Below are 23,517 nucleotides of genomic sequence, written 5' to 3'. Positions count from 1 at the left end.
TCCACCATCTGGCATAAATAAATTTATGCCCTGCATTATCATAAATTATACCAATACTTAAATTAATGCATCCATCACGCATATTGATGCAAAAACAACAATATAATTTGGAATATTAAAATAATTGGCATTTATCTCTTGAAAAATGTTACGAGATGATAATTAAATGTCGTTACGGTATTCCTATTGAAAATGCAGGTGCCCACTGGTTCCTGCTCGGTCTTCATCTTTTCATTTATGCCATCAGTTTTTCCCGAACGGGACGACAGGGAGAATATGAATGCGATTTTGTTCCTTCGGTGCTCTTGTGTTGTCTACAACCGTCCTGTCGGGCCTGATTGTGACAGAGCACAGCAATGCAAAAGCGGCCACCCCTGCGGCCACGGTCCGCAATCGGCCCGCCAGAGTGCATGCCGGCCCGCGACCGCGACCGCAGCAGGATGCCCAGCCTGCGGGTATTGCCGCCCGGGGTGATGGGGAAACCATTCACGTCAGAACCGGCATCCGCACGCCAAATGGCGTGACCGGTACAACCCCCGGTGGTGGCCTCATGCCGGTACAGACCGTGCCAAAGGCGCGCAGTGAGGTGACCCGCGATTTTATCGCCAAGCAGAGCTCCAATACAACGCCACAGGCTCTCGTGGCCATGATGCCGGGTGTGGCTTACGCCCGTACCGACCCCTACGGCCTGACATCCCGCGCCCTTGTGGTGCGTGGCATGAACCAGAGTGAAATCGGTTATCTGGTTGACGGCGTGCCATTGGTGGATGGCGTGTATTACCAGCCGGATTCAATCGGCAGTTCACCAGATGCCGAAAACATGTCTTCGGTTTCCCTTACGCAGGGGTCGCCTGATATCACGAGCCCGTCCTATAACGCGGTTGGCTCGTCTATTGATGTCACCGTGCGCGATCCTTCCCGCCGTCGCGGCGGCATGATTGAAAGCAGCTATGGCAGCTATCACATGAAAAAGGAATTCGTCCGTTTTGATACCGGTGAAATCGGGCATACAGGCATCCGTGCTTTCATGTCCTATTCCTACATGTTCAGCAATTTCTGGCAGACCCCGGGTTCCATCAACCGTCACCATGTCGATGCAAAGCTGGTAAAGGAATGGGGGCAGGGGAACCGGGTTGCCATGGAGATGATTTTTGGACAGTATTCGTCCAGCGGGATCAACTCCAACGGTGCGGCAACGCCAACCAAGGCAGTCTTTGAGGCTGAAGGCACGTCCTCCCTTTACCTTAACCCCACTTATACCCCAGGCAGTCCAAATTATTATCGCATGAACCGCCTGATGAACAAAACCATCGCGGTCATGGCGCCGATGAAGTTCAACCTGGGCCATAACCTCAACCTGCATTTGACGCCCTATTTCATCAACTGGGACAAGGACAGCGGGTTTGGTGAAAACATCAATGATTCACAGGCCTATCTCGGTACGCAGAATGTAGGCGCGCTCAACCTGCCAACGGCCGTGACCCTGGCCAATGGCACAAGGGTCGATACGACACAGGTCGTGGATGAACAGCACCAGCACACTCTGGCCCTGATGGGGCATCTGGACTGGAAGTACAAGAACAACCTGTTCCGCATCGGGTCCATGTATTCCTATCTTGATATGGTTGAACCGGCCAATTATGCCGCCGTAGGACCCAAGGGCCTGCCCGCCAATGCCTGGGGGCGATACAGTATCAAGGATGCAGCGGGTCAGTCGCTCAGCCCGTGGAACCTTGTTTTCCGCCAGCAGCAGGTCTCCATCTATTTTGACGATACGCTATCTCTGCTCAATGACCGCCTTAAACTTACGGCTGGCTTCAAGGAGGTTATGATCAATAGATGGGCTACGAACGACCTGCCCGGCATTTCCGATCGCAAGAATGGCGGCAATTATGCGGAGCCGCTGCCTCAGGTCGCCATCAGCTATAATATCACGAAGCATGACCAGATATTCGTTAACGGCACTACCAGCTTCCGCGCCCCGGACCGGACCGAAGCCTATCTGGACATGTATGATGCCAAGTCTCCCACGCCCATTGATGTGCATCCGACAAACCTGAAGCCGGAATATGCAATTGGTGAGGAAATCGGCTTCCGCCATAACGGTCTGGTGCATATTGCCGCATCACTGTTCAACTATAACCTGACCAATCACGATGTGAACTCAACCGCCTATTCAGCAGGTGGTTCGCTCGTGACCACGCCGATCAACATGGGGGGTGAAACCGTGCGCGGCGCCCAGCTGGAGGTCGGGTTGCGCCCGTGGCATCATTTCAGCCCCTATATTTCGGGGTCCTATGTTCATGCCACAACGGACAACAATTTTCAGATCCAGGGTACCTATATTGACACCCGTGGCAAACGTTCGGTCAATACACCGGAATTTACAGGGGCGATTGGTCTTTCCTATGATGACGGAACGTTTTTCGGTAATTTTGGCCTGAACTATATTGGCAAGCGTTACACTACGTTCATGAATGACCAGAGCATTCCTGGTTACCTGACATCCGACATCACGCTTGGCTACCGGCTACACAATATCCGTATCGACAAATTCATGGTCTACAAGCCGCAGCTCCAGCTCAATTTCATGAATATCGGCAACAACCTGTATTATGCCCAGGCCGCCAGCTTCACGCCCACGGCCAAGGGTGTCCGCGCGGCAAACGGGCAGTGGATCGCCGCTGGCCAGCCCGGCTACAATATTGGTGGTGGTTTTGCAATGTCCGGTGCGCTGACGGTCGGGTTCTGATACCGCGCGCATCTGGTCACAGGGCGGGATGGGGCAGGGATGGTGAGGCTCCTGCCACAGCCAGTCATTTCCTGTTCCGGCCGGTTCCGGCATCCCTTTACATGAAAGCGAGCTTCCGATGCCTTCAAAAAGCAGCTTTGTTATTGGACTTGTCATTCCCATGGTCATGATCGACCTGCTTTTTCCCATGATTGACAAGGTCAGGATTGAAGTGGCGGGACTACCTTTCTTCATGGTCTGGATATTCGCATGGTTCCTGCTCACATCGGGTTGCCTTGGCCTGTGCTGGGTCATGTTCGACCGCAGGCACTACCCGGAATGACGGAACATGACCCCATGTGGCGGACAATGTCCCTGCTGCACAAGGTGGGAAAAATAAGCAATGTCTGACGAGGAAATCGGCTTCATGTCCGCCGCGGAGCTGATGGTGCATTATGAGCGTGGCCGTCTTTCTCCCGTTGAGGTGGTGGCGGCAGTCCTGCGCCATATTGAAGCCACGGAACCGAAGATCAACGCCATGGTCGAGGTGACCGCCAGGCACGCCATGGACAGCGCCCGCCGGGCGGAGGCAGCCTACCGGGCGGGCGTGAACCGCAGGCTTGAAGGCGTGCCGGTGACGATCAAGGACCTTCAGGAAACCGCGAACATCCCGACCCGCTATGGTTCATGGTCGCGCAAGGATAATGTGCCCACCGTCGATGCCCCGTGCGTCACGCGCCTGCATGAGGCCGGGGCCGTCATGCTGGGAAAGACCACCGTGCCGGAATTCGGCTGGAAAGGGGTCAGCCAGAGCCCGCTTACCGGCGTGACCAGCAACCCGTGGAAGGCGGGCTATAACGCCGGTGCCTCATCAGCCGGGGCGGGGGCTGCGGCCGCAGCCGGGTATGGCCCCCTGCATCAGGGTGGTGACGGGGCCGGTTCCATCCGCATGCCCGCGCATTTCTGCGGGGTGTTTGGCATGAAACCGACCCATGGCCGGATACCGAACTGGCCCATCAGCAACAATGACCTTGCAACGCATATGGGGCCGCTCACACGTACGGTAAAGGATGCGGCCCTGATGCTCGAGGCCATGAGTGGCCCGCATCCGTGGGATTATACCTCCCTTGAGGCCGCGCCGCTGCCCTATTCGACCATGCTGTCCGCCCCGCTCAAAGGACGCCGGATTGCCTACAGTCCCGATCTTGGCCATGCCCGTGTCGATCCTGATGTGGCTGCGGCCGTTGCGGCGGCGGTCAGTGTGTTTGAGGGCATGGGCGCCACGGTGGAGGAAGTTACTCCGGCCTGGGGGCCGAAAGGGCCGGAACTGGCGCGTTTTTTCTGGCCTGCCACCTATAGCGCAAAATGCACGCTCCTGTCGGAGTGGGGACCGCTGATGGACCCCGGTCTGGTGGCGATGATCAGGGAGACGCAGGGCCGCACGATGCAGGAATTCACACTCGCGCGTGAGAAGCGTTTTGCCTATGCGGTCGAGATCCATGAATTCTTTACCCAATGGGACTTCCTGCTCACGCCCGCGGCCAGTGTGGCGGCATTCCCCGCCACGCAGCTCCAGCCCGATACATGGCCGCGACACGACTGGGACTGGCTGGGCTGGGCGGAGTTTTCCTATCCCTTCAACTGGGCGGGCAATCCGGCGGCCAGCATTCCGTGTGGCTTTGGCGCGGACAATTTGCCCGTGGGCCTACAGGTTGTCGGCCGCCGTTTTGATGATCTGGGCGTGCTGCAGGCCTGCGCCGCATGGGAAGAGGCCAGACCATGGAGCGCGGTGCGGCCCGACCTGAAACTGTCGTGAATACATAGGGAGAAAACATGATGATATGCCCATGCCATTTCACAAATCCGCATGATCTGGCGCATCGGGATGAAACGATGTCGCAATGACCTCGCTGCGTGGTCTCGTGTGTCAGATGTCCCGTTCCCGGGGTGAAGTGATTTTTTCCATATCCGTGTTTGTCTGGCCGGTCCGTGGCGGTGCGCATGGTGATCGCCCCCGGTGTACGTGCTCCGCTTTGGGGCACATCAAGAAGCAGAGATGATTTCCATGACTGAATTATGTGAACTATCGGCTGTTGAGCTTCTGTCTCTGTATGCAGCGCGGAAACTCTCGCCCGTAGAGGTGATCCGCGACGTCATTGCCCGGTCCGAGGCGGTGCAGCCGGTGCTGAATGCGTTTTGCAGCCTTGACCCCGAGCGCGCCCTCGCCACCGCTGTCGCGGCCGAGCGGAGCTGGATGGCTGGCCTGCCCACACGCGCGCTGGAAGGCGTGCCGGTTTCCGTCAAGGATACAGCCATGGTGAAAGGCTGGCGCTTTGCCCGTGGGTCGCGCCTTGCCGAACATAATCCGCCCGCAACACAGGATTCCCCCTCTGTCGGGCGTCTGCGCGGGGCGGGTGCCGTGCTGTTCGCCTCCACCACCACCTGCGAAGGGGGGTGGAAGGCGGTCACTGACAGCCCGCTGACCGGCATCACCCGCAACCCGCACAATACCGATCATACGCCCGGCGGCAGCAGTGGTGGAGCCGGAGCCTCCATCAGCGCCGGCTGTGGCCCGCTGGCGCTGGGCAGCGATGGCGGCGGCTCCATCCGTGTTCCGGCCAGTTTCAGCGGCATATTCGGATTTAAGGCAACCTTTGGCCGGGTGCCGATGTACCCCATTGGTCCGCATTATTCCGACATGGCGCATTTTGGCCCGATGACCCGCACTGTGGCGGATGCTGGCCTGATGTTCTCGGTTATTGAAGGGCGCCACCCGATGGACCCCTTTACCACCGACCCGCTCCCGGCCTCTGATTTTCCGGTTACGCCACTGCCACTGGCAGGAGTGCGGATCGGGGTGACGGAAGATTTCGGCTTCATGAAGGTCGATCCGGAAGTGGCGGCGGTCTATCGTGCCGCCATCGCGCGTATCGAGGACGCAGGGGCCGTGCTGGTGCCGCTGGCCCCCATGGAGGACTGGCGCCCGACCTATCGCACCTTGTGGCAGGTGGGGGCATGGCAGTCCCAGCGCCGCCTGAGCCCGGCCGAGCGTGACCTGCTCGACCCCGAATTCCGTGGTTGGGGCGATCATGGCGCGCATATTCCCACCGGGGATTACGTTGATGCGATGATAGCGCGGCTGGCCTACCGCCAGGAATGCGCCCGCCAGCATGCAACGGTTGACTTCGTCATCTCGCCCACCGTTTCCATCCTGCCGCTCAGGGCGGGGCTTACGGTGCCTGATGACAGCTGGCCGGACTGGCTGGAATGGGCCGGGTTCTCCCTGCTGTACAACATGACGGGCCAGCCCGCCTCGTCGCTGCCGGCAGGATATTCTTCCTGTGGCCTGCCGGTGGGCATCCAGATCGGGGGGCGTATCAATAATGATATCGGCGTGCTGCGCCTGAGCATGACGCTTGAAGCCCTGCTGGCGGAGGCCCGCCCCGACCCGTCGGCTGTCTTCGACAGGGCCATGCGCAAAGGCTGATCCGCACGCGGCCGCAGTGCCACGGGTGCTGCGGTCGCGTCCCTTGTGGTGCGGTGCCCCTGCCACGCCTGTGTCGATACTTCCGCAAGAGAAACATGATGATGTCCTATCCCGATACCCTGTTGTTTATTGGTGGCCAGTGGCAGGCGGCCAGCGATGGGCGGACGCTTGACGTAATCAACCCCGCGACCGCACAGGTGATCGGCACGGTTGCCCATGCGGGGCAGCCCGAACTGGCGCAGGCGCTGGCCGCGGCACGGCGCGGCTTTGCCGTATGGAGCGCCACGCCCGCCTTCCAGCGCTACCAGATCATGCGCCGGGCCGCCGTGCTGCTGCGTGAACGTGCGGAAGAGGCGGCAGGCTACATGTCGCTCGAACAGGGCAAGCCCGTGGCGGAGGCGCGTGCCGAGATGGCCGCTGCCGCCGATATTATCGACTGGATGGCGGAAGAGGGGCGGCGCGCTTACGGGCGCCTCGTACCGGCGCGGTTCATGGGGGTCACGCAGTCCGTCATCCGCACGCCGGTTGGCCCGGTTGCCGCATTCTGCCCGTGGAATTTTCCGGTAAACCAGGTCGTGCGCAAGGTCAGCGCGGCCCTTGCCACGGGGTGTTCCATCATCGTCAAGGCCCCGGAGGAAACCCCGGCCTCGCCCGCGATGCTGATCCGCGCCTTTGCCGATGCGGGCGTACCCGCCGGGGTGATCGGGCTGGTATACGGCACGCCCGCCGAAATTTCGGAAACGCTGATTGCCGATGACATCATCCGCAAGGTCACGTTCACGGGGTCAACGGCGGTGGGCAAGATCCTGGCCTCCCTTGCCGGCGCGCACATGAAGCGGGTGACCATGGAACTCGGCGGCCATGGCCCGGTCATTGTCACGGCGGATGCCGATATTACGCGTGCCGTCTCCCTCCTTGCCGAAGCCAAGATCCGCAACGCCGGGCAGGTCTGTGTCTCCCCCACGCGGTTCCTGATCGAAAAGGGGGTCTTTGAGGCATTCCGCTCCGCCTATGTCGCGCACATGCAGGCGCTGGTGGTGGGCAATGGCCAGTGTCCCGGCACGCAGATGGGACCCGTGGTCAGCCAGCGGCGGCTGGAGGCAATCGAGGCTCTGGTCAATGAGGCGCGCGACAGCGGCGCAAGGGTGGAAACCGGCGGCACCCGCCTTGCAATGCCGGGTTATTTCTATGCCCCTACCGTGCTGACGGGGGTGACGGCCGATATGCGCATCATGAACGAGGAGCCCTTTGGTCCGATCTCGCTGCTCTGTCCCTTTGATACGCTGGAGGACGCCATTGCCGAGGCCAATCGCCTGCCATACGGGCTTGCGGCCTATGCCTTTACCGGCTCGGGTGCGGTTGCGGGTCGCCTGCGTGATACGGTGCGCACGGGCATGCTGACCATCAACCATATAGGCCTGTCCCTGCCGGAAATTCCCTTTGGCGGGATCGGGGATTCCGGTTATGGCTCGGAAGGCGGGTCGGAGGCACTCGACGCCTATCTTGATACCCGTATGGTGACATCAATGGATTATATGTGAACAGGGGGCATCCGATGGGCGTGCCTGTCTCTTCTACCGGCATGGGAAAAACCGGGGCCGATTTTGAAACGGCGCTGATCCTGCTTGAACAGCCATCGCGGTCCGTATCGGTGGAGGACGCAACCCGGATCGCGCATGACATGTTTGGCATGACCGGCGTGGTGTCACGTCTGCCGGGAGAGCGCGACAGAAATTTCCGCCTTCGTACCACGCAGGGCGGCGATTACGTGCTGAAAATTGCCCACTGTGCCGAACAGCCGGAAATGCTTGACCTGCAGGACAGTGTCCTGCGCTACCTCAGGGTGAAAGACCCGACGCTGGCCGTGCCGGAACTGCTGGCCCCATCCGTGCCGCAGGCCGTATGGCGCGATGGTGCGGGTGAAGGGCGGATCGTGCGGATGGTGACATTCCTGCCCGGCACGCCCTTGGGCAACCGGCCGGCCACAGTGCCGTTATGCACCTCCATCGGGGGTATGCTGGGGCGGCTGGACCAGGCCCTGGCGGGCTTTGACCACCCGGCCCAGTCCCATGCGCTTTTATGGAATTTGCGCAATGCGGCCTATATGCGCAATTTCATCCGCTATTTCCCCACCGGGGCGCAAAGGGCGCTGGCCAGCGGGGCACTGGCGGCATTTGAACAGCAGGTGCAGCCTGTCATGGCGACGCTGCCAGCGCAGGTGATCCATAACGACTTCAATGTGCATAATATCCTGTGTAGCGATCAGGTCATCGAGGGCGTGATCGACTTTGGCGATGTGATACGCGCCCCGCGCGTGCAGGACCTTGCAATTGCCGCATCGTACATGATGGGGAGTGGCACGCAGCCGCTGGAGCAGTTCATGGCCATTCTTTCCGGCTATTGCCAGACCGTTGCGCTCACACGGGCGGAACTGGCGTGCCTGCCCGCCATGATGGGGGCGCGGCTGGTCATGTCGCTGGGCATCAGTTCATGGCGGGCCAGCCGCAATCCCGCCGATACCGAATACATCACGCGTAACCAGGCCATCGCCTGGCAGGGCCTGTCCCGGCTGGAAGCCCTGCAGGACACCCTGCGCGACAGGATGCTGACCTTCGCAGCAGCTTAACCGCAAGGGATATACGGGCTGATATGATACGGCCGGCCATGAGCCGCGCATCAGCACAGGACCATGAAAAAAGGTTAGTCAGATGCACAAGAATGCAAATATCACGATTGATGGTCCCCGCCTGAACGAGGACATTGCCTTCACATCCCGTTTTGGCGCGACCCCACGGGGCGGTATCCGCCGGCTGGCCCTGTCGGCGGAGGACCGCCTTGTCCGTGACTGGCTGGCCACGCATGGTGAGGCGCTTGGGTGTTCCATTACGATAGACACCATGGGCAGCCAGTTCCTGCGGCTGGAGGGGAGTGATCCCACCCTTCCGCCACTGATGATGGGCAGCCACCTCGACACCCAGCCCACGGGCGGCCGGTATGATGGCATTTATGGCGTGCTCGGGGGGCTGGCGGTATTGCGTGCCTTCCGGGCGGCGGGATATGTGCCTCGCCATTCAATTGAACTGGCCAACTGGACCAATGAGGAAGGGGCACGTTTTGCCCCGGCCATGACGGCATCGGGCGTTTTTGCCGGTGTTTTCACGCTGGAGCAGGCTTACGCCCTGGCTGATCGTGATGGGGTCCGTCTGGGTGATGCCCTGCAGGCGATTGGCTACAGGGGAGATGAACCCTGTGGCGCGCACCCGCTTGCCGCCTATTTCGAACTGCATATCGAGCAGGGACCGGTGCTGGAAAATGAAGGCAAAACCATCGGCGTCGTGACAGGCGTGCAGGGCATGCGGTGGTTTGACGTGACCCTGACCGGCCAGGAGGCCCATGCCGGTACCACGCCCATGGATCTGCGCCGCGATGCTCTGCTGGCAGCGGCCCGCCTGATGGTGCTGGCGGCGGATGTGGCGGCGGCGCATGGGCCTGATGCCAAGACAACCATCGGCATCATCGACGCACGTCCGGGCAGTCGTAATGTGGTGCCGGGTGAAGTGCGCATGACGCTGGACCTGCGCCACCCCGACGATGCGGTGATAGACAGGATGGAAGCCGACTTTCGTGCCCGGGCGGATGAGATTGCATGCGGAGCGGGCATCGACCTGTTGATCGAGGAAAGCTGGGCCTCGCCTTCCGTGCCGTTTGACCCCGCCTGCATCGGCATAGTGCGTGATGCGGCGGCAAAGGCGGGGCTGAGCCATCGCGACATCATTTCCGGCGCGGGACATGATGCGGCCTATATGGCCCGGATCTGTCCGACTGCGATGATCTTTATTCCCTGTCGTGATGGATTGAGCCACAATGAGGCGGAATACGCCGAACCGGAGGATATCGTGGCAGGCGCAAACGTGCTGATGCGCGCGATTATGGCGGCGGATGAACATTTCGACCCTGCATGAGGTCTATACGGCGTGTCGTCATTTAAGCCCTGAGTGTGGCACGTGCGGGGCTACTTTGTGGCTGTGTGTGCTGACTGTTTTCCCGGTTTTTGGGGGAGACAGACGGATGCGGCGATACGGTTTACGCGATGACCAGTGGGAGCGGATACTCAAGCCGGTAATCAGGAAGACAACCCGTAAGTCATCTTCCCAGTCAGCTTTATGCAAACAGATCAGAAATCCGCGCTTATGGTGCCATAAAAGGACCGGGGCGCGCCAACCTGCAGGCTGTTGTAATCACCCGAAAGCGGATTGCCTCCACTACCCATGTTGGAGATATAGCGTTCATTGGTAATGTTATAGATGTTAAAGTCGAACTTGAGGTTCTTGGCAACCGACACATCATGCAGGGTGTAACTGACACCGAAATTCTCCAGCCAGTAGGATGGAACGCGGGAATCGTTGGTATAGCTGAGGTATCTTTTGCCCATGAACAGGGTATCGAAGTGAATGTTGATCCCCTTGATCGAGTATTTCAGGGAGTTCTTGTACATCAGATGAGCATAGTTGGGTTCCTGCTTGTTCTTGAGATGATACAGGACACCGCCCGAAGTCAGATTATTTTCAAATTTGGAACTGTTGTAGCTGATGCTGTTATAGATCGACAGATGGCGTACCGGAATGAAGGTCACGCTGGCATCAACACCATTCATATTGACGCTGCCGACATTTTCGAACAGCGAGTGGGCAGTAACCAACGGCCCTACGGAAATTGACTGCTGACGGTTTGAAAAGTCGGTATGATACAGATTCAGCAGGCCGATAACGCGACGGGTCTGCAGTCGATAACCGATTTCATATACCCAGTCGGTTTCAGGGCGAAGGTTTTTCTTGAGTGCATTGAAATCGGACTGCGTTTTAGCGCCCCATGGCGAGAACATGTTATAGCCCCCTTCCGGATAGGCCTGCATGTTCTTGGAGATATCGAAATAGAATTCATTATTGGGTGCGAAACGCCAGTTGCCGCTGAACTGTGGCAGGGCGGCGGCTTCTGCCGTAAGTGAACCGGCCGGAATCTGCGTGCTGTTCGTGTAACGTATGTCGTTATGGGTCACGCGGTCGCTTGCATTGACGACCATGGTGCGGAAACCTGCATGCAGGGTCAGGTTAGGTAGGATTTTATAGGTATCCTGCAGGTGAAAGACATAGGTATTCGTGTTGAATGCCTCGCCATATCCGATCATGAACGGCTCACCCTTGTGGGCGACTTCGTTATAAGGCGTACCATTGGCGGAATTGGGTTCGTTGAAGTAATCCATTTCCGGGTTGTAGGTGGAGTTCTCGTACCAGAAGCCCGCATCAAAGGTATGATGCCGAAAATGGTAGATAAGGTCGGTCTGGAACCCCAGCCTGCGTGAACTCATGGCCTGGTCCTGTGCCGCCAGCGGTGCGCCGCTGGGTGAACTGACATAGGGCGAGGTCCACCACGCATCGTAACGCTTGCCCACACCGTAGAAGGTGGTCTTGGATTCCAGGTTCGTAGTGAGCTTGCTGTCCAGGCTCATGCCGCCCACGTAATAGGAACTGGTTTCGATGCCGCGGTAATAGGCCGCATTCTTCGGATCAGACAGGCCCTGATATTTGGAGGGATAGTTACCGTTGGCGGCATTCAGTGCCGCGCCGTAGTTCGGATAGTAATAATCTGAATCGTATCCAACCTTGTTCAGCATTTCGAGTGAATTGTCCAGATAGGAGGCAGCGGCCTCGCTGGACCAGTCGAAATAGGCCTTGAAGGTTGTGTGGTCGTTAATCGGCTGTACCAACTTGGTATTCACCATCTGCTGAAACTGTGAATCCCCACCCAGCCATTTATCCTCGGCGCGACGGTCATAGGACATATAGAACTTCGTCCCGCTTTTATTCAGCTTGCCGCTGTCAAACCGTGCGAAAGTACGGAATGCATTATAGCTGCCGAATGTCTGCGAAACTTTTCCCCCCATCTTGTCGCTTGGGTCGTCGCTGTAAAAACGTACGGTGCCCCCAAGGTTGCTGGTGGACGGGGTATCAAGCCCACCGGCGCCTTGTGACACGTCCGTATGGGAAATGTTTTCGTTGCTGATGACGCGGTTGACGGGCACGCCATCATGGGATTCATATCCTTGGCCGCCCAGAGCTATACCATCGACGGTAAAACCAAGCTGGTCGCTGGTAAAACCATGCATGTAGAAGCTTTGTGACCACAGGTCGATGCCCAGCGGATCGGATGAACTGAACTGTACGCCAGGCATATTCCCCACGGCTTTGAGTGGCGTGGTGCCTGGCACAAGATATTGCAGGTCACGGCGGGAGAGCGACTGCATCTGGCGGGTCGAACCTGATCCCACAACGCTGATCTTTTCCGGTGCCGCCGTGGCATTGGCACCTGCATGAATGACCCTGTGTGTGGCAGTGTTTTTCGGGGCGGTATGTTCTTCCGCCTTCTTGTGCGGGGCGGATGCGGCATGCGCGAAGTGCTGGGTGGACAGGGCCAGCATGATGATCGGGGACAAGGGCAGGTACAGATATTTCACATGCTTCCAGATCATGCATGTATTCCTTTCATATCAGGGAGAGGTGGGTAGGCAGGCGGCGTTTTTGCCCAAGCATCTGTTTTTGAAATCTGTTCTCTGGTCGTGAAGGTCGGTGCATCCTCGGCACGGATTGAAACCCCTTCTGCTTGGCAGGATACAGCCGATTCCGGCATTAACGTTGTATACGCTACTTTATGCAGGCGCCCCTTTGGAATTGTTTTTTATTCGTTATGAATTTAAATAGGACGAATTGTGTCTTTTTAGACACAGCCTTATTAAGGCTCGATATGATTCCTGTCTCTATCAAAGGAGGATGAGGCTTTTTCCTGGATACGGAAAAATAAGAATAATTTTGTTTATAAACAATGTTTTATTAAAATTAAGGGCGCAGTTTATAGATCTGGGGGAACGATTTTTTTCAGCGTAACCTTGGCCGATACCGTTTTTCCAAGGAGGGAGTTTCCCTGGTTTTCGGGCGTTTTCCGGGAGAGAATCTCAATAACGTTATTCAGGGATAATAAATCTTGATCCGGGCATATGTGGTGTATACGTTATATGTCATGAATTAACGCCTGGCGGCCGTGCGTGCCCGCCAGATCAAGTTGAAAGCAGGATGAATGGAACGCTCTCTTCGTATTGGAGTTGTTGGCGCTGGACTGGGCGGTACGACCGCGGCGGGCCTGTTGCAGCGCGCGGGTTTCAGTGTGGTGCTGTATGATCAGATGCCCGCTTTTTCCCGGCTGGGCGCTGGCATACAGCTTGGTCCCAATGTCATGAAAATCATGCGCCGTCTTGGCATTGAAGAGAGTATGGCCGCAGTCGCGAACGAACCACAATACTGGTGCAGTCGTAATGCGACGGATGGTGCTTATCTGTCGCGTATTCCGCTTAATGCCGACCGTGCGCGTTATCAGGCGCCGTATATTACCATTCATCGTGGTGAAGCCCACCAGATCATGCTGGGTGCGGTGGATGTCGCCAATGTGCAGTTTGGCAAATGCCTTGCCGACCTGCATGTGCATGACAGGGGGGTGCGTCTATCGTTCATGGATGGTACATCCGATGACGTGGATATCCTGATTGGTGCCGATGGCCTCAATTCATGTGTGCGGGCAAAGCTGCTTGGCCCGGAAGACCCGCTTTTTACTGGCTGGATTGGTCATCGCGGTATGATAAAGGCCAGCAAACTGGCCGGTCTGGATGTGGGTGAATGCGTGAAATGGTGGTCGTCTGACCGGCATATGATGACGTACTTCCTTGACCACAAAAAGGAAGAATTCTATTTCGTCACGGGTGAACCTGCCGAAAGCTGGCCGCTTGGGGTTTCATGGGTGCCAAGCACGCATGCGGAAATGCACAAATCCTTTGCTGGTTACGATCCGCTGGTTCGGGCCTATATTGATGCGGCCGAAAACATTACCAAATGGCCGCTCTATACCCGCAGGCCGCTGCCTGTCTGGCACCGTGGTCGTGTGGTCCTGCTTGGTGACGCCTGCCACCCGATGAAGCCGCATATGGCACAGGGTGCTGCCATGGCGATCGAGGATGCGGCCATGTTGGTGCGCTGCATGTCCGAAATCGAAACGAACGATCCCAATACCTGTTTCGAGGCCTATCGTCACCATCGCATGGGGCGTGCCTCCCGCGTGCAGGAAGTATCGAACGCCAATACATGGCTACGCACGAATGAAGATCCATCATGGGTCTATGGTTATGACGTCTACGGGATCGACCTGCACGCATAAACCGTTCTCGCGTGTGGTCATGGGGAACATGGCCACACGGATGTTCCGACTGGTGTTCCGGCCCACCCGCAGGCCCTTATTTATGGAGCAGGTCCGATGCCCTCAATCAGCGATGCAGAACTCATTCAGGCATGGACGCAGGTGCTTGACCTGTCCGACATGACCACAGGACAGAGCGTTACGGTCCTGACTTCATCCGAGACCAATCGCCAGACCATGCGCTGTGCCATCATCGCGGCGGGGCTGAAGGGGCTTGTGGTCAACCGGCTTGACCTGCAGCCCACCAACGGCGGCCTGTCGCTTTCACGCGATCCGCTGGCCTATGTCGGGACCACGCCGCTTACGGGTAACCGTGCGGCCATGGCGATCCTGAAGGAAAGCGATCTGGTCCTCGATCTCATGACATTGCTCTTTTCGCCCGAACAGCATGAGATCCTGGCATCGGGCGGTCGTATCCTGCTGGCGGTGGAACCGCCCGAGGTGCTGGTGCGGCTGCTGCCTACGCTGCAGGACCGTGAGCGCGTGCTGGCGGCCTCTGCCGTGCTGCGTGCGGCGCGTACCATGCATGTTGTGTCCGATGCGGGCACGGACATGCAGTGTGCATTGGGTGATTTCCCCATTCTGGAGGAATATGGTTTCTGTGACCGCCCCGGTCGGTGGGACCACTGGCCCAGCGGCTTTTTGGCCACATGGTCGAACGAAGGATCCGCCAACGGTGTGATCGTGCTGGATCGTGGCGATATCCTGTTGCCCCATAAATCCTATATACGCGATCCGATCACCTGTACCATCCGCAACGGGTACGTGACCGATATTTCCGGTGGGCTGGATGCGGACCTACTGAAATCTTACATGGATTCCTTCCGCGATCCTGAAGCCTATGCCCTGTCGCATGTCGGGTGGGGGTTGCAGGATCGCGCGCACTGGTCGGTCATGGGGTTCTATGATTCTGAAAATACGATCGGCATGGATCCGCGCGCCGTGGCTGGAAACTTTCTGTGGTCCACCGGTCCGAATAATGAGGCCGGGGGTACGCGCGATACGGCATGCCATATCGATATCCCCATGCGCAACTGCACAGTCATGCTTGATGGCAGGCCCGTAGTGGAAAAGGGACGCGTAATCTAATATCATTTCTTATAAGTTATGATATGATCTGAAATACGAAAAGGATAGACAATGCCGCCTATCGAGACATCCGCCCCCGAACAGGACAGCGCGCTGTACCACCGCCAGGGTTTTGGTCGGTCGCTTGGTCTTGTTGGCAAGGTTGGCCTGCTTATTGTCGATTTTGTAAATGGCTTTGCCGATCCGCAACAGTTCGGTGGGGGCAATATTCCCCCTGCAATCGCGCGTACCACTACATTGCTTGCGACGGCGCGAAAGCTGGGCTGGCCTGTTGCACATACGCGCATCGTCTTTGCTGATGATGGCGCGGATGCCAATATCTTTTCTGAAAAAGTGCCCAGTATGCTGGGTTTGACCGAGCATAATCCCGCAAGTGCCATCGTGCCCGAACTGGCGCCCGATCCGGGGGAATATGTGGTGCGTAAGACCGTCCCTTCCGCCTTTGCCGGCACACCGTTGGCAAGCTGGTATGCAGCGCAGGGGGTGCAGACCGTGGTGGTTGCAGGTTGCGTAACCAGTGGCTGCGTGCGGGCCAGCGTGCTTGATGCCATGCAGCTTGGCTTTCGCCCGGTTGTGATTGCTGATTGCGTGGGCGATCGCGCCATCGGCCCACATGAAGCCAACCTGTTCGACATGAGCCAGAAATGCGGCGATGTGATTACGCTTGATGCACTGCTTGAACAGCTTCCCCCTGCAACACTGGAGGCATGCTGATGCGCGGGACGTCCTACCGGATTGGTCAGATCGTACCCAGTTCGAACCTGACCATGGAAACCGAAATTCCGGCTCTGCTGGCCGCACGGCAGTTGATCCGGCCTGAACGGTTTACCTTCCATTCCGCGCGTATGCGCATGAAGACGGTGCGCAAGGAAGAACTGGCGGCCATGGATGCGCAGTCCGACCGCTGCGCGCTGGAACTGAGCGATGCACAGGTTGATGTGCTGGGCTATGCCTGCCTTGTGGCGACCATGTCCATGGGATCGGGCTATCATCGCGTTTCAGAAAAGCGGTTGCACCAATGTACGGTCGATAATGGCGGCCCTGCGCCGGTTGTAACCAGTGCGGGTGCGCTGGTCGATGGGCTGCGGGTACTGGGTGCGCGTCGCATCGTGCTGGTTGCGCCTTACATGAAACCTCTGACGCGGATGGTCATCGACTACCTGACCGACGAGGGATACGAGATCATCGACCATATTGCCCTGGAAATACCCGATAACCTTGATGTTGCCCGCCATGATCCCGGTCTATTGCCTGACATCGTGGCAAAGCTGAATTATGCCGATGCCGACGCCATCGTGACCTCGGCCTGCGTTCAGATGCCTTCGCTTTCTGTTGTCCCCATGATCGAGGCGCAGACCGGCAAGCCCGTGCTGAGTGCTGCCATCGCGACAACGCACGCCATGCTGACCCGGCTTGGGCTGGAACGTATCGCCCCGGGCGGTGGTGCGCTGCTGTCCGGTGCATATTGATTATTCGAAACAGGAAACCCGTTATGACCTCATCCCTTCAGTATGGTGCGCATGTCCACGCCAATGGCATCCGCCAGCATTACCTGCGTTATGGGGGCAAGGGCACGCCGCTTGTGCTGGTGCCTGGCATCACGAGCCCTGCCATCACATGGGGGTTCGTGGCCGAGGAACTGGCCCGCACACATGATGTCTATGTGCTGGACATACGTGGACGCGGCCTGTCGCAGGGGGGAGAGGACCTTGCCTATGACCTGAATGCCTATGCAGGCGATGTACGGGGCTTCATTGATGCGCTGGGCCTGAAGGACTGCGTGGTGTTAGGCCATTCCATGGGCGCACGCATTGCCATCCGCCTTGGGCGTCAGGATGCATCGGGCATTGCGGCACTTGTTCTGGTTGATCCGCCGGTCAGTGGTCCGGGCCGCAGGCCTTATCCATCCAGCCTGCCCTGGTATGTCGATTCCATCCGCCTTGCGCGTAAGGGCATGGATGCCGAGGCGATGCGCCGTTTTTGCCCAACATGGACTAAGGAACAGCTCCAACTGCGTGCAGAATGGCTGCATACCTGCGACGAACTGGTCACCCGCATTACCTATGAAGGTTTCCATACCGAGGATATCCATCAGGATCTTCCCCACCTTACGGTGCCGACCTATCTCATGATCGCGACGCGCGGCAATGTCATCCTGCCCGAGGATGAAGCAGAGATTGCGGGCCTGCTGCCTTCCATCACCATGGATCGGGTGCCTGATGCGGGCCACATGATCCCATGGGACAACCTTGCTGGTTTCATGGCGTCGTTCAAGGGCTTCAATCTGCCCTGAACCATGACCTCATTCGCCCCGTATCGGGGCGGGTGGCCGGGGAATGAGTGCCGGACATAGCGGCGATCAAAAGAACGTACTGGGCCTGAGCAGGGTATTTTGATGAATGCACCCCCTTCGACGACTGACGCGCCTCGTGTGGATAACGCTCTCGCTTCCTTGTGCGGCCGCGTGGCATGGAGATTGCTGCCGTTGCTGTTCCTCGGGTTTCTGGCATCCTACCTGGACCGGGTGAACGTAGGCTTCGCCAAATTGCGGATGCTGTCCGACCTGTCCATGAGCGAGGCCAGCTACGGGATGGGGGCAGGCCTGTTCTTCCTTGGCTATATCGTCTGTGAAATGCCCAGTAATGCCCTGATGGTGCGCGTTGGTGCGCGGCGGTGGCTGGCGCGTATCCTGATTACATGGGGGCTGTGTTCCGGGGCGATGGCGTTTGTCCGTTCCCCGGCCGAATTCTATGCCCTGCGCCTGCTGCTGGGCATTGCCGAGGCCGGTTTCATGCCCGGTGTGCTGTTCTATCTCTCGCAATGGTTTCCACCCGAATACCGTGCGCGTGTTACTGCACGGTTCATGATCGGCATTCCGCTGGCCAGTGTCCTGGGCGGCCCGTTATCGGGCATGATCCTGGACATGATGGCAGGATATGGCGGGATTGCAGGCTGGCGCTGGCTGTTTTTTATGGAGGCGGTTCCCCCCGTTCTGATCGGGATCGCCGTTTTCCTATATCTGCCCGACAGTATTGCCCAGGCACGTTTTCTGACGCCTGAGCAGAAAGTCCTGCTGTCGGTACGTTGCGTGCCCGTCGATCATACCCATTCCCTGCGTGCCATGGTGGATGCTTTGCGTAACAGACGCATATGGCTGCTGGGCCTGGCAGATGGTGCGCTGCTACTTGGGCTGTATACCATTGCCTTCTGGCTGCCATCCTTTTTACGGGAGGCCGGTGTGGTGTCTGCGCTGCAGGTGGGGCTGCTTACGGCCATCCCCAACATTGCCGCCGCCATCGCCATGATCGTCAATGGGTGGCATTCGGACCGCAAGGGGGAGCGCAAGCGCCATATTATCGTGCCCGTCCTGATCGGGGCGGCGGCCCTTGCCCTGCTGCCTCTGGCGCAGGGGAGCGTGATGGCGGCGATCATGCTGATTACGCTTGCCAACATGGGTATCCTCGGCGCGCTGCCGCCATTCTGGACCTTACCCTCGCTCCTCCTGCCAGAGGCGGCGACGGTTGCAGCCGGGCTTGCGCTTGTCGGGGCGATCAGCAATCTTGCGGGCTTCATGGCAACCGACCTGATCGGTTGGGCACGCAGCATCATGCCGGGTTCATGGGGTATCTTCGTCGTCTTTGGCGGGTGTGTCGCCGTGGGGGCCGGACTGGTCGCGACAATTCCAGCACGGTTGATCAATGTTGCCCGTACTGCCCCGACGGAACACAATAGCTGATGGCGTTGCGTCAATGGATCGCGCGCCATGCATGCAACGGGCAGGACTGCATATGACCGAGACAGACGACACGACATACACCACCTATGACCTGCATGAGCAGATCGGCCATCTTCTGCGCCGGGCGTACCAACGTCATACTTCCCTGTTCCAGACCGTCATTCCCGATGATCACCTGACGTCCGTCCAGTTTGCGGTCCTTGCAACCGTATTCAGGGAAAAGGAAGGCTCGCTCATTCATATCGGCCGGATTACGGCCATAGATCATGCCACCCTGCGTGGCATCTGTTCACGCCTGAAGCAGCGTGGCCTGATCAATATACGCGGGAACCCCGACGACAGACGCGAACGCCTGTTGTCGCTGAGTGAGGAGGGCATGGAAATGGTCCGTACCTATCTGCCTCAGGCCGCCCGTGTCTCCGAACTCACGCTTGAACCGCTTGATGCGTGCGAACGGATCGCGGCATTGCATGTGCTGCGCAAACTCGCGGAATAATACGATCATGATCGGGCGCCCGTATGGCCCCTGGATTACCATATATCGAGCAAGCGGGAGAGCTACATGCATGATGGGGTCGGCGCACCCGATACGCATCTGACCAATGCGGATCTTGCCCCTACCGGCACGCGGACGTGGGGCTGGTTTGATTATGTCTCGTTATGGATGTCAAACATCCATAGCGTCGGGGGATATGTCACGATGGGTAGCCTGTTTGCCATGGGGTTGCCTGTGGTGGATGTGTTCATCGCGCTGATCGCCGCGATCATTATTGTTCAGGTCCTGTGTAATCTTGTCGCGCGCCCCAGCCAGATATCGGGCGCGCCCTATCCCGTCATGGCGCGTATGGCGTTTGGTGTGCATGGCGCACTTGTCCCTGCTTTCATACGCGGAATCATTTCAGTCGCCTGGTACGGCATACAGACATGGCTGGCCTCGAACGCGGTTGTTGTCCTGCTTTTACACCAGTGGCCGGGCCTGATGTTCTGGGCGCAGGCCGACAGCCACGGTTTTGCCGGACTGTCGGCATTGGGATGGGGGGCGTTTATCATCCTGTGGATTGTACAGGCGTTGGTATTCTGGCGGGGGATGGATGTAATCCGCCATTTCGTCGATTGGGCCGGACCTGTCATCTATATCGTGATGATCGGGCTGGATATATGGCTGCTGTGGCATGCGGGATGGCGTAATTTTTCATTCGATATCCCCGGTGTTACCCATCATGCGATTTCGGCGCGGATCATGGGAATGATTAATGCCATTGCCCTTGTGGTGTCCTACTTTGCCCCCATTGCGCTCAATTTTGGTGATTTCTCACGATATGGCATCTCAATGCCAGCTATCAGGCGCGGTAATTTCTGGGGTTTGCCTGTCAATTTCATGGTTTTTTCACTTCTTACGCTTGTCACCATTGTGCTGACACAGCCCGTCTTTGGCCGCATCATCCTTGATCCGGTTGAAACCGTGGCCCAGATTGACAGTCCGGTTGCCGTTGTGGTGGGCGTGCTCACCTTTGTCATGGCGACGGCAGGGATCAATATTGCTGCTAATTTTGTCTCGGCTGCGTTTGACTTCTCAAATCTTGCGCCCCATCGAATTTCATGGCGCTGTGGGGGCATGATGGCGGCGGCCGGGGCTGTCGTCATGACGCCGTGGAATCTTTATGCGCGCCCTGAACTTATCCACCTCACACTGGATGTGCTGGCTACTTTCATCGGGCCACTGATTGCCATTTTATTGACTGATTATTATATCGTGCGTCGCAGCGTGATGGATGTGAATGCCCTTTATCGTCGTCAGAGCAACCTGCCGTACTGGTACCATAACGGCATCAATCCGGTAGCCATTCTGGTTATGGTGGTCGCGGTTATTGCAGGCAGTGCAGTTGTCTTCATGCCTGCATTAAAGCCCATCCATAATATGTCCCTGTTTATCGGTGGGGGGATCGCTGCCATATTGTATGGGCTGCTCATGCGCCGGTAGTCAGGCTATCTTATTATAGACCGTGCTTTTGAATATAATAATTCAAGTAAAACATGTAAGAGTCCTGAAGGAAAAATCGATATGATGAGTTTTCAAGAGGGCTGAAGCGTGTTTCACATGCAGGCTGCAAGCGGGGATTGCCCAGTGCAAAAACAATCAATGCGTTATGGCTGGAGAACTAGGATAGTAATCTATGCAGAAAATTGGCTATGAACTACCTCGCTACTGATGAACTCACGATTATCTCCATGCTGTAAATTACGCATTGGGAGTGATGGAGAGGGGATCTGGTATCTGTATGCGTTTTTATTTTTAAATAAACGGAAATATTTCATATAATATGAATGCGTATAACGTAAATCATCATGGGTGTAAGCAAATTCCTAATCGTGAACGCAGTTCATCGCGAGGGGTAATTTTATTTAAATTTCCTTCTTTTTCATTAATGAACCCATCCTTGTTTGGCATTTTTATGGAATGAATATTTTTTTCATTGAGGGAAAATTCCTGCGGAATAATATGATTCATATAAAACAGATAAGATACAACAGAATATAAATCATCGGTGTTTAAAGATTGAGGCGCATTCAAAGGCATTGCACGTCTGACATAATCAAGAACACTTTCTGGATATGGCCAGAAACTTCCAACTGTCCGTAGGGGCGTTGTTGTCGCAAGACTGCCTATACCACCGCTTAGCGCAGGATATATACCCATCATTCCTTCACCGGTTTCCCCATGACATGCAGCACATTTTTCAAGATATATCTTTTTCCCCATTAATGGCGTGCCACTTCCCGAAGGAAGTGGAGAGTTTTTGGAAATATCTATGTTCCATCGTGAAATATCATTTTCAGATATTGATGTTCCTGGGCATTGGGCGGCCAGGCATGGTTCGCTAAAAATAAAAATAGCAATAAAAAATGCACAAATATTATATGAATACATTTGAGATATCGCCCGATTCAGAAACCAGCCAAGATTGAATGCCATTGTTATGGTAATATAAATTATCCCCATAGCGTGCTCGCAAAATCTGACGGGTTTCCTGAACATTGCCAGCTTCATCGTAAGCCTTGCTTTGTAGGATTGTTTTTTGTCCATTCCATACCCAAGGAAGAGTAAAGCGTGTCAAGCATTTATCTAATACCAATCCATCAAGACGGGCAGGTGTCCATTGTTTTCCACCATCTGTTGAAACATGGACTTTTGTGATTTTTCCATGTCCACTCCATGCCAGACCATTGATTTCCTGCAAGCCTGGAGAGGAAAGCTTCATGCCACCAGAAGGGCGAACAATGACAGATTTGACACCCATCGTAAAACTGAACTGCCGTGCTTTTCCATCAGGTAGCAGATCAGTATATTTAGATGTCTCCTCACGCGTATAGAATGGATACTGGCCCAGCTTTAAACGCCGGAGCCATTTTATGTTCATGTTACCTTCGTATCCGGGGCAGATCAGCCGTAACGGGTATCCTTGCTCTGGACGAAGTGCTTCGCCATTTTGGGCATACGCAACAATGACGTCATCTAGCCCTTTTGCCAGGGGGATACTGCGTGACATGGCTGCTCCATCAGCGCCTTCCGCAAGAATCCATCGTGCATCTGCTTTTATGCCAGTTTCAGCCAGAATGTAGGGCAAAGGAACGCCAGTCCATTCAGAACATGAGAGCAGTCCGTGAGTACTTTGCACGTCCGTTCTGGTCGCTTTTGTCCATTCGGTGCCTGTGTTGCCCGAACATTCGATAAAGCAAAGGCGCGAAACAGAGGGAAGACGGTGCAAATCATCCAGAGAAAAACGCATTGGTTGATCGACAAGACCATGGACGATCAGAGCATGCTGTGCCGGATCAATATCCGGCACCCCGGCATGATGCCGTTCAAAATGTAATCCGCCCGGTGTTATTATGCCATGTAAAGAGGCCAATGGGGTCAGGGTTGATCCTTGACCTCCACGCATCTTGGTAAATGTTCGTCTAACAACATCTTTTTCAAAAGATGACGGTTTTCCATACGGGTTTTTTAAAATTGGTGCGCCTGGCTCCCTGGTCCAGGACGGTATATCGAGGTCAGCAGCTTCCGACGTTTTGTTTTTTTGAAACAGTGTTGAAAATAGAACTGTTCTGGTCAGAAGTTTTCTACGATTCAGTGTCATTTACCGTACCTTGTGTCCCGGAGGGGCGGCATCCTGTTAT

18 protein-coding genes are annotated in these 23,517 nt (G+C 56.7%); 15 read left to right on the top strand and 3 right to left on the bottom strand.

Features of this window, described 5'->3' with window-relative positions:
* The first annotated feature begins 280 nt into the window (after window positions 1-280).
* The 7 genes from FYB92_RS11720 (at window position 281) to FYB92_RS11690 (ending at window position 10,180) form a co-directional block, all read left to right on the top strand.
* Complete coding sequence (locus FYB92_RS11720; RefSeq protein ID WP_075631469.1) at window positions 281-2,752, top strand: TonB-dependent receptor; 2,472 nt, start codon at window positions 281-283, stop codon at window positions 2,750-2,752.
* A 118-nt stretch (window positions 2,753-2,870) separates the two neighbouring features.
* Entirely contained in the window at window positions 2,871-3,074 is a 204-nt protein-coding gene (locus FYB92_RS11715; RefSeq protein WP_003619084.1) for a DUF3311 domain-containing protein, read from the top strand.
* 60 nt (window positions 3,075-3,134) lie between these two features.
* Window positions 3,135-4,547, top strand: a complete 1,413-nt coding sequence (locus FYB92_RS11710; RefSeq protein ID WP_075631468.1) for an amidase family protein — start codon at window positions 3,135-3,137, stop codon at window positions 4,545-4,547.
* A gap of 249 nt (window positions 4,548-4,796) precedes the next feature.
* Window positions 4,797-6,218 (top strand): amidase family protein, encoded by a 1,422-nt coding sequence (locus FYB92_RS11705; protein ID WP_332828712.1) that lies wholly within the window; start codon window positions 4,797-4,799, stop codon window positions 6,216-6,218.
* Window positions 6,219-6,316: 98 nt separating this feature from the next.
* Entirely contained in the window at window positions 6,317-7,759 is a 1,443-nt protein-coding gene (locus FYB92_RS11700; RefSeq protein WP_282760076.1) for an NAD-dependent succinate-semialdehyde dehydrogenase, read from the top strand.
* Complete coding sequence (locus tag FYB92_RS11695; protein WP_225578648.1) at window positions 7,756-8,844, top strand: phosphotransferase; 1,089 nt, start codon at window positions 7,756-7,758, stop codon at window positions 8,842-8,844. Before FYB92_RS11700 ends, FYB92_RS11695 begins: the two co-directional genes overlap by 4 nt.
* An 82-nt stretch (window positions 8,845-8,926) precedes the next feature.
* Window positions 8,927-10,180, top strand: a complete 1,254-nt coding sequence (locus FYB92_RS11690) for a M20 family metallo-hydrolase (protein ID WP_282760008.1) — start codon at window positions 8,927-8,929, stop codon at window positions 10,178-10,180.
* A gap of 212 nt (window positions 10,181-10,392) precedes the next feature.
* Here the strand turns inward: FYB92_RS11690 and FYB92_RS11685 are convergent, their stop codons facing one another.
* Window positions 10,393-12,744 carry a TonB-dependent receptor domain-containing protein gene (locus FYB92_RS11685; RefSeq protein WP_332828711.1) on the bottom strand — a complete coding sequence of 784 codons (2,352 nt, stop codon included), beginning with the start codon at window positions 12,742-12,744 and terminating at the stop codon, window positions 10,393-10,395.
* A 602-nt stretch (window positions 12,745-13,346) separates the two neighbouring features.
* On the opposite strand from FYB92_RS11685, the gene FYB92_RS11680 reads away from it, so the two are divergent.
* From FYB92_RS11680 to FYB92_RS11645, 8 genes are all read left to right on the top strand, one after another.
* Window positions 13,347-14,474, top strand: a complete 1,128-nt coding sequence (locus FYB92_RS11680) for an FAD-dependent monooxygenase (protein ID WP_003619098.1) — start codon at window positions 13,347-13,349, stop codon at window positions 14,472-14,474.
* A gap of 96 nt (window positions 14,475-14,570) precedes the next feature.
* Window positions 14,571-15,602 (top strand): 2,5-dihydroxypyridine 5,6-dioxygenase, encoded by a 1,032-nt coding sequence (locus FYB92_RS11675; protein ID WP_075623901.1) that lies wholly within the window; start codon window positions 14,571-14,573, stop codon window positions 15,600-15,602.
* Window positions 15,603-15,653: 51 nt separating this feature from the next.
* Complete coding sequence (locus tag FYB92_RS11670; protein ID WP_003619102.1) at window positions 15,654-16,316, top strand: isochorismatase family protein; 663 nt, start codon at window positions 15,654-15,656, stop codon at window positions 16,314-16,316.
* Complete coding sequence (locus tag FYB92_RS11665) at window positions 16,316-17,071, top strand: Asp/Glu racemase (RefSeq protein ID WP_332828710.1); 756 nt, start codon at window positions 16,316-16,318, stop codon at window positions 17,069-17,071. The genes FYB92_RS11670 and FYB92_RS11665 overlap by 1 nt, the downstream gene beginning before the upstream one ends.
* Before the next feature lie 23 nt (window positions 17,072-17,094).
* Window positions 17,095-17,895 (top strand): alpha/beta hydrolase, encoded by an 801-nt coding sequence (locus tag FYB92_RS11660; protein ID WP_332828709.1) that lies wholly within the window; start codon window positions 17,095-17,097, stop codon window positions 17,893-17,895.
* A gap of 183 nt (window positions 17,896-18,078) precedes the next feature.
* Window positions 18,079-19,338, top strand: coding sequence for an MFS transporter (locus tag FYB92_RS11655; protein WP_075595834.1), 1,260 nt, complete (start codon window positions 18,079-18,081; stop codon window positions 19,336-19,338).
* A 52-nt stretch (window positions 19,339-19,390) separates the two neighbouring features.
* The gene (locus FYB92_RS11650; protein WP_040510643.1) at window positions 19,391-19,834 is read left to right on the top strand and encodes a MarR family winged helix-turn-helix transcriptional regulator; all 444 of its coding nucleotides are present in this window, start codon (window positions 19,391-19,393) and stop codon (window positions 19,832-19,834) included.
* A gap of 66 nt (window positions 19,835-19,900) precedes the next feature.
* Window positions 19,901-21,319, top strand: a complete 1,419-nt coding sequence (locus tag FYB92_RS11645) for an NCS1 family nucleobase:cation symporter-1 (RefSeq protein WP_332828708.1) — start codon at window positions 19,901-19,903, stop codon at window positions 21,317-21,319.
* Between the two features lie 363 nt (window positions 21,320-21,682).
* On the opposite strand, the gene FYB92_RS11640 is transcribed toward FYB92_RS11645, so the two are convergent.
* Both FYB92_RS11640 and soxC read right to left on the bottom strand, forming a co-directional pair.
* Complete coding sequence (locus tag FYB92_RS11640; RefSeq protein ID WP_332828707.1) at window positions 21,683-22,267, bottom strand: c-type cytochrome; 585 nt, start codon at window positions 22,265-22,267, stop codon at window positions 21,683-21,685.
* Entirely contained in the window at window positions 22,254-23,477 is a 1,224-nt protein-coding gene (gene soxC / locus FYB92_RS11635) for a sulfite dehydrogenase (RefSeq protein WP_332828706.1), read from the bottom strand. Before soxC ends, FYB92_RS11640 begins: the two co-directional genes overlap by 14 nt.
* Window positions 23,478-23,517 lie beyond the last annotated feature (40 nt).

Origin of the sequence: Novacetimonas sp. GS1, from assembly GCF_036686925.1 — a bacterium.
In the GTDB taxonomy this organism is placed as follows: Bacteria; Pseudomonadota; Alphaproteobacteria; order Acetobacterales; family Acetobacteraceae; genus Novacetimonas; species Novacetimonas hansenii.
Note: the sequence above shows the minus strand (reverse complement) of the source record. Positions and strands in the feature narration are given on the sequence as shown.

What these genes read in the sequence shown, in the direction of transcription:
- FYB92_RS11720 (WP_075631469.1), top strand. Translation starts at nt 281, where the DNA reads ATGCGATTTTGTTCCTTCGGTGCTCTTGTGTTGTCTACAACCGTCCTG.
- FYB92_RS11715 (WP_003619084.1), top strand. Translation starts at nt 2,871, where the DNA reads ATGCCTTCAAAAAGCAGCTTTGTTATTGGACTTGTCATTCCCATGGTC.
- FYB92_RS11710 (WP_075631468.1), top strand. Translation starts at nt 3,135, where the DNA reads ATGTCTGACGAGGAAATCGGCTTCATGTCCGCCGCGGAGCTGATGGTG.
- FYB92_RS11705 (WP_332828712.1), top strand. Translation starts at nt 4,797, where the DNA reads ATGACTGAATTATGTGAACTATCGGCTGTTGAGCTTCTGTCTCTGTAT.
- FYB92_RS11700 (WP_282760076.1), top strand. Translation starts at nt 6,317, where the DNA reads ATGATGTCCTATCCCGATACCCTGTTGTTTATTGGTGGCCAGTGGCAG.
- FYB92_RS11690 (WP_282760008.1), top strand. Translation starts at nt 8,927, where the DNA reads ATGCACAAGAATGCAAATATCACGATTGATGGTCCCCGCCTGAACGAG.
- FYB92_RS11685 (WP_332828711.1), bottom strand. Translation starts at nt 12,744, where the DNA reads ATGATCTGGAAGCATGTGAAATATCTGTACCTGCCCTTGTCCCCGATC.
- FYB92_RS11680 (WP_003619098.1), top strand. Translation starts at nt 13,347, where the DNA reads ATGGAACGCTCTCTTCGTATTGGAGTTGTTGGCGCTGGACTGGGCGGT.
- FYB92_RS11675 (WP_075623901.1), top strand. Translation starts at nt 14,571, where the DNA reads ATGCCCTCAATCAGCGATGCAGAACTCATTCAGGCATGGACGCAGGTG.
- FYB92_RS11670 (WP_003619102.1), top strand. Translation starts at nt 15,654, where the DNA reads ATGCCGCCTATCGAGACATCCGCCCCCGAACAGGACAGCGCGCTGTAC.
- FYB92_RS11665 (WP_332828710.1), top strand. Translation starts at nt 16,316, where the DNA reads ATGCGCGGGACGTCCTACCGGATTGGTCAGATCGTACCCAGTTCGAAC.
- FYB92_RS11660 (WP_332828709.1), top strand. Translation starts at nt 17,095, where the DNA reads ATGACCTCATCCCTTCAGTATGGTGCGCATGTCCACGCCAATGGCATC.
- FYB92_RS11650 (WP_040510643.1), top strand. Translation starts at nt 19,391, where the DNA reads ATGACCGAGACAGACGACACGACATACACCACCTATGACCTGCATGAG.
- FYB92_RS11645 (WP_332828708.1), top strand. Translation starts at nt 19,901, where the DNA reads ATGCATGATGGGGTCGGCGCACCCGATACGCATCTGACCAATGCGGAT.
- FYB92_RS11640 (WP_332828707.1), bottom strand. Translation starts at nt 22,267, where the DNA reads ATGTATTCATATAATATTTGTGCATTTTTTATTGCTATTTTTATTTTT.
- soxC (WP_332828706.1), bottom strand. Translation starts at nt 23,477, where the DNA reads ATGACACTGAATCGTAGAAAACTTCTGACCAGAACAGTTCTATTTTCA.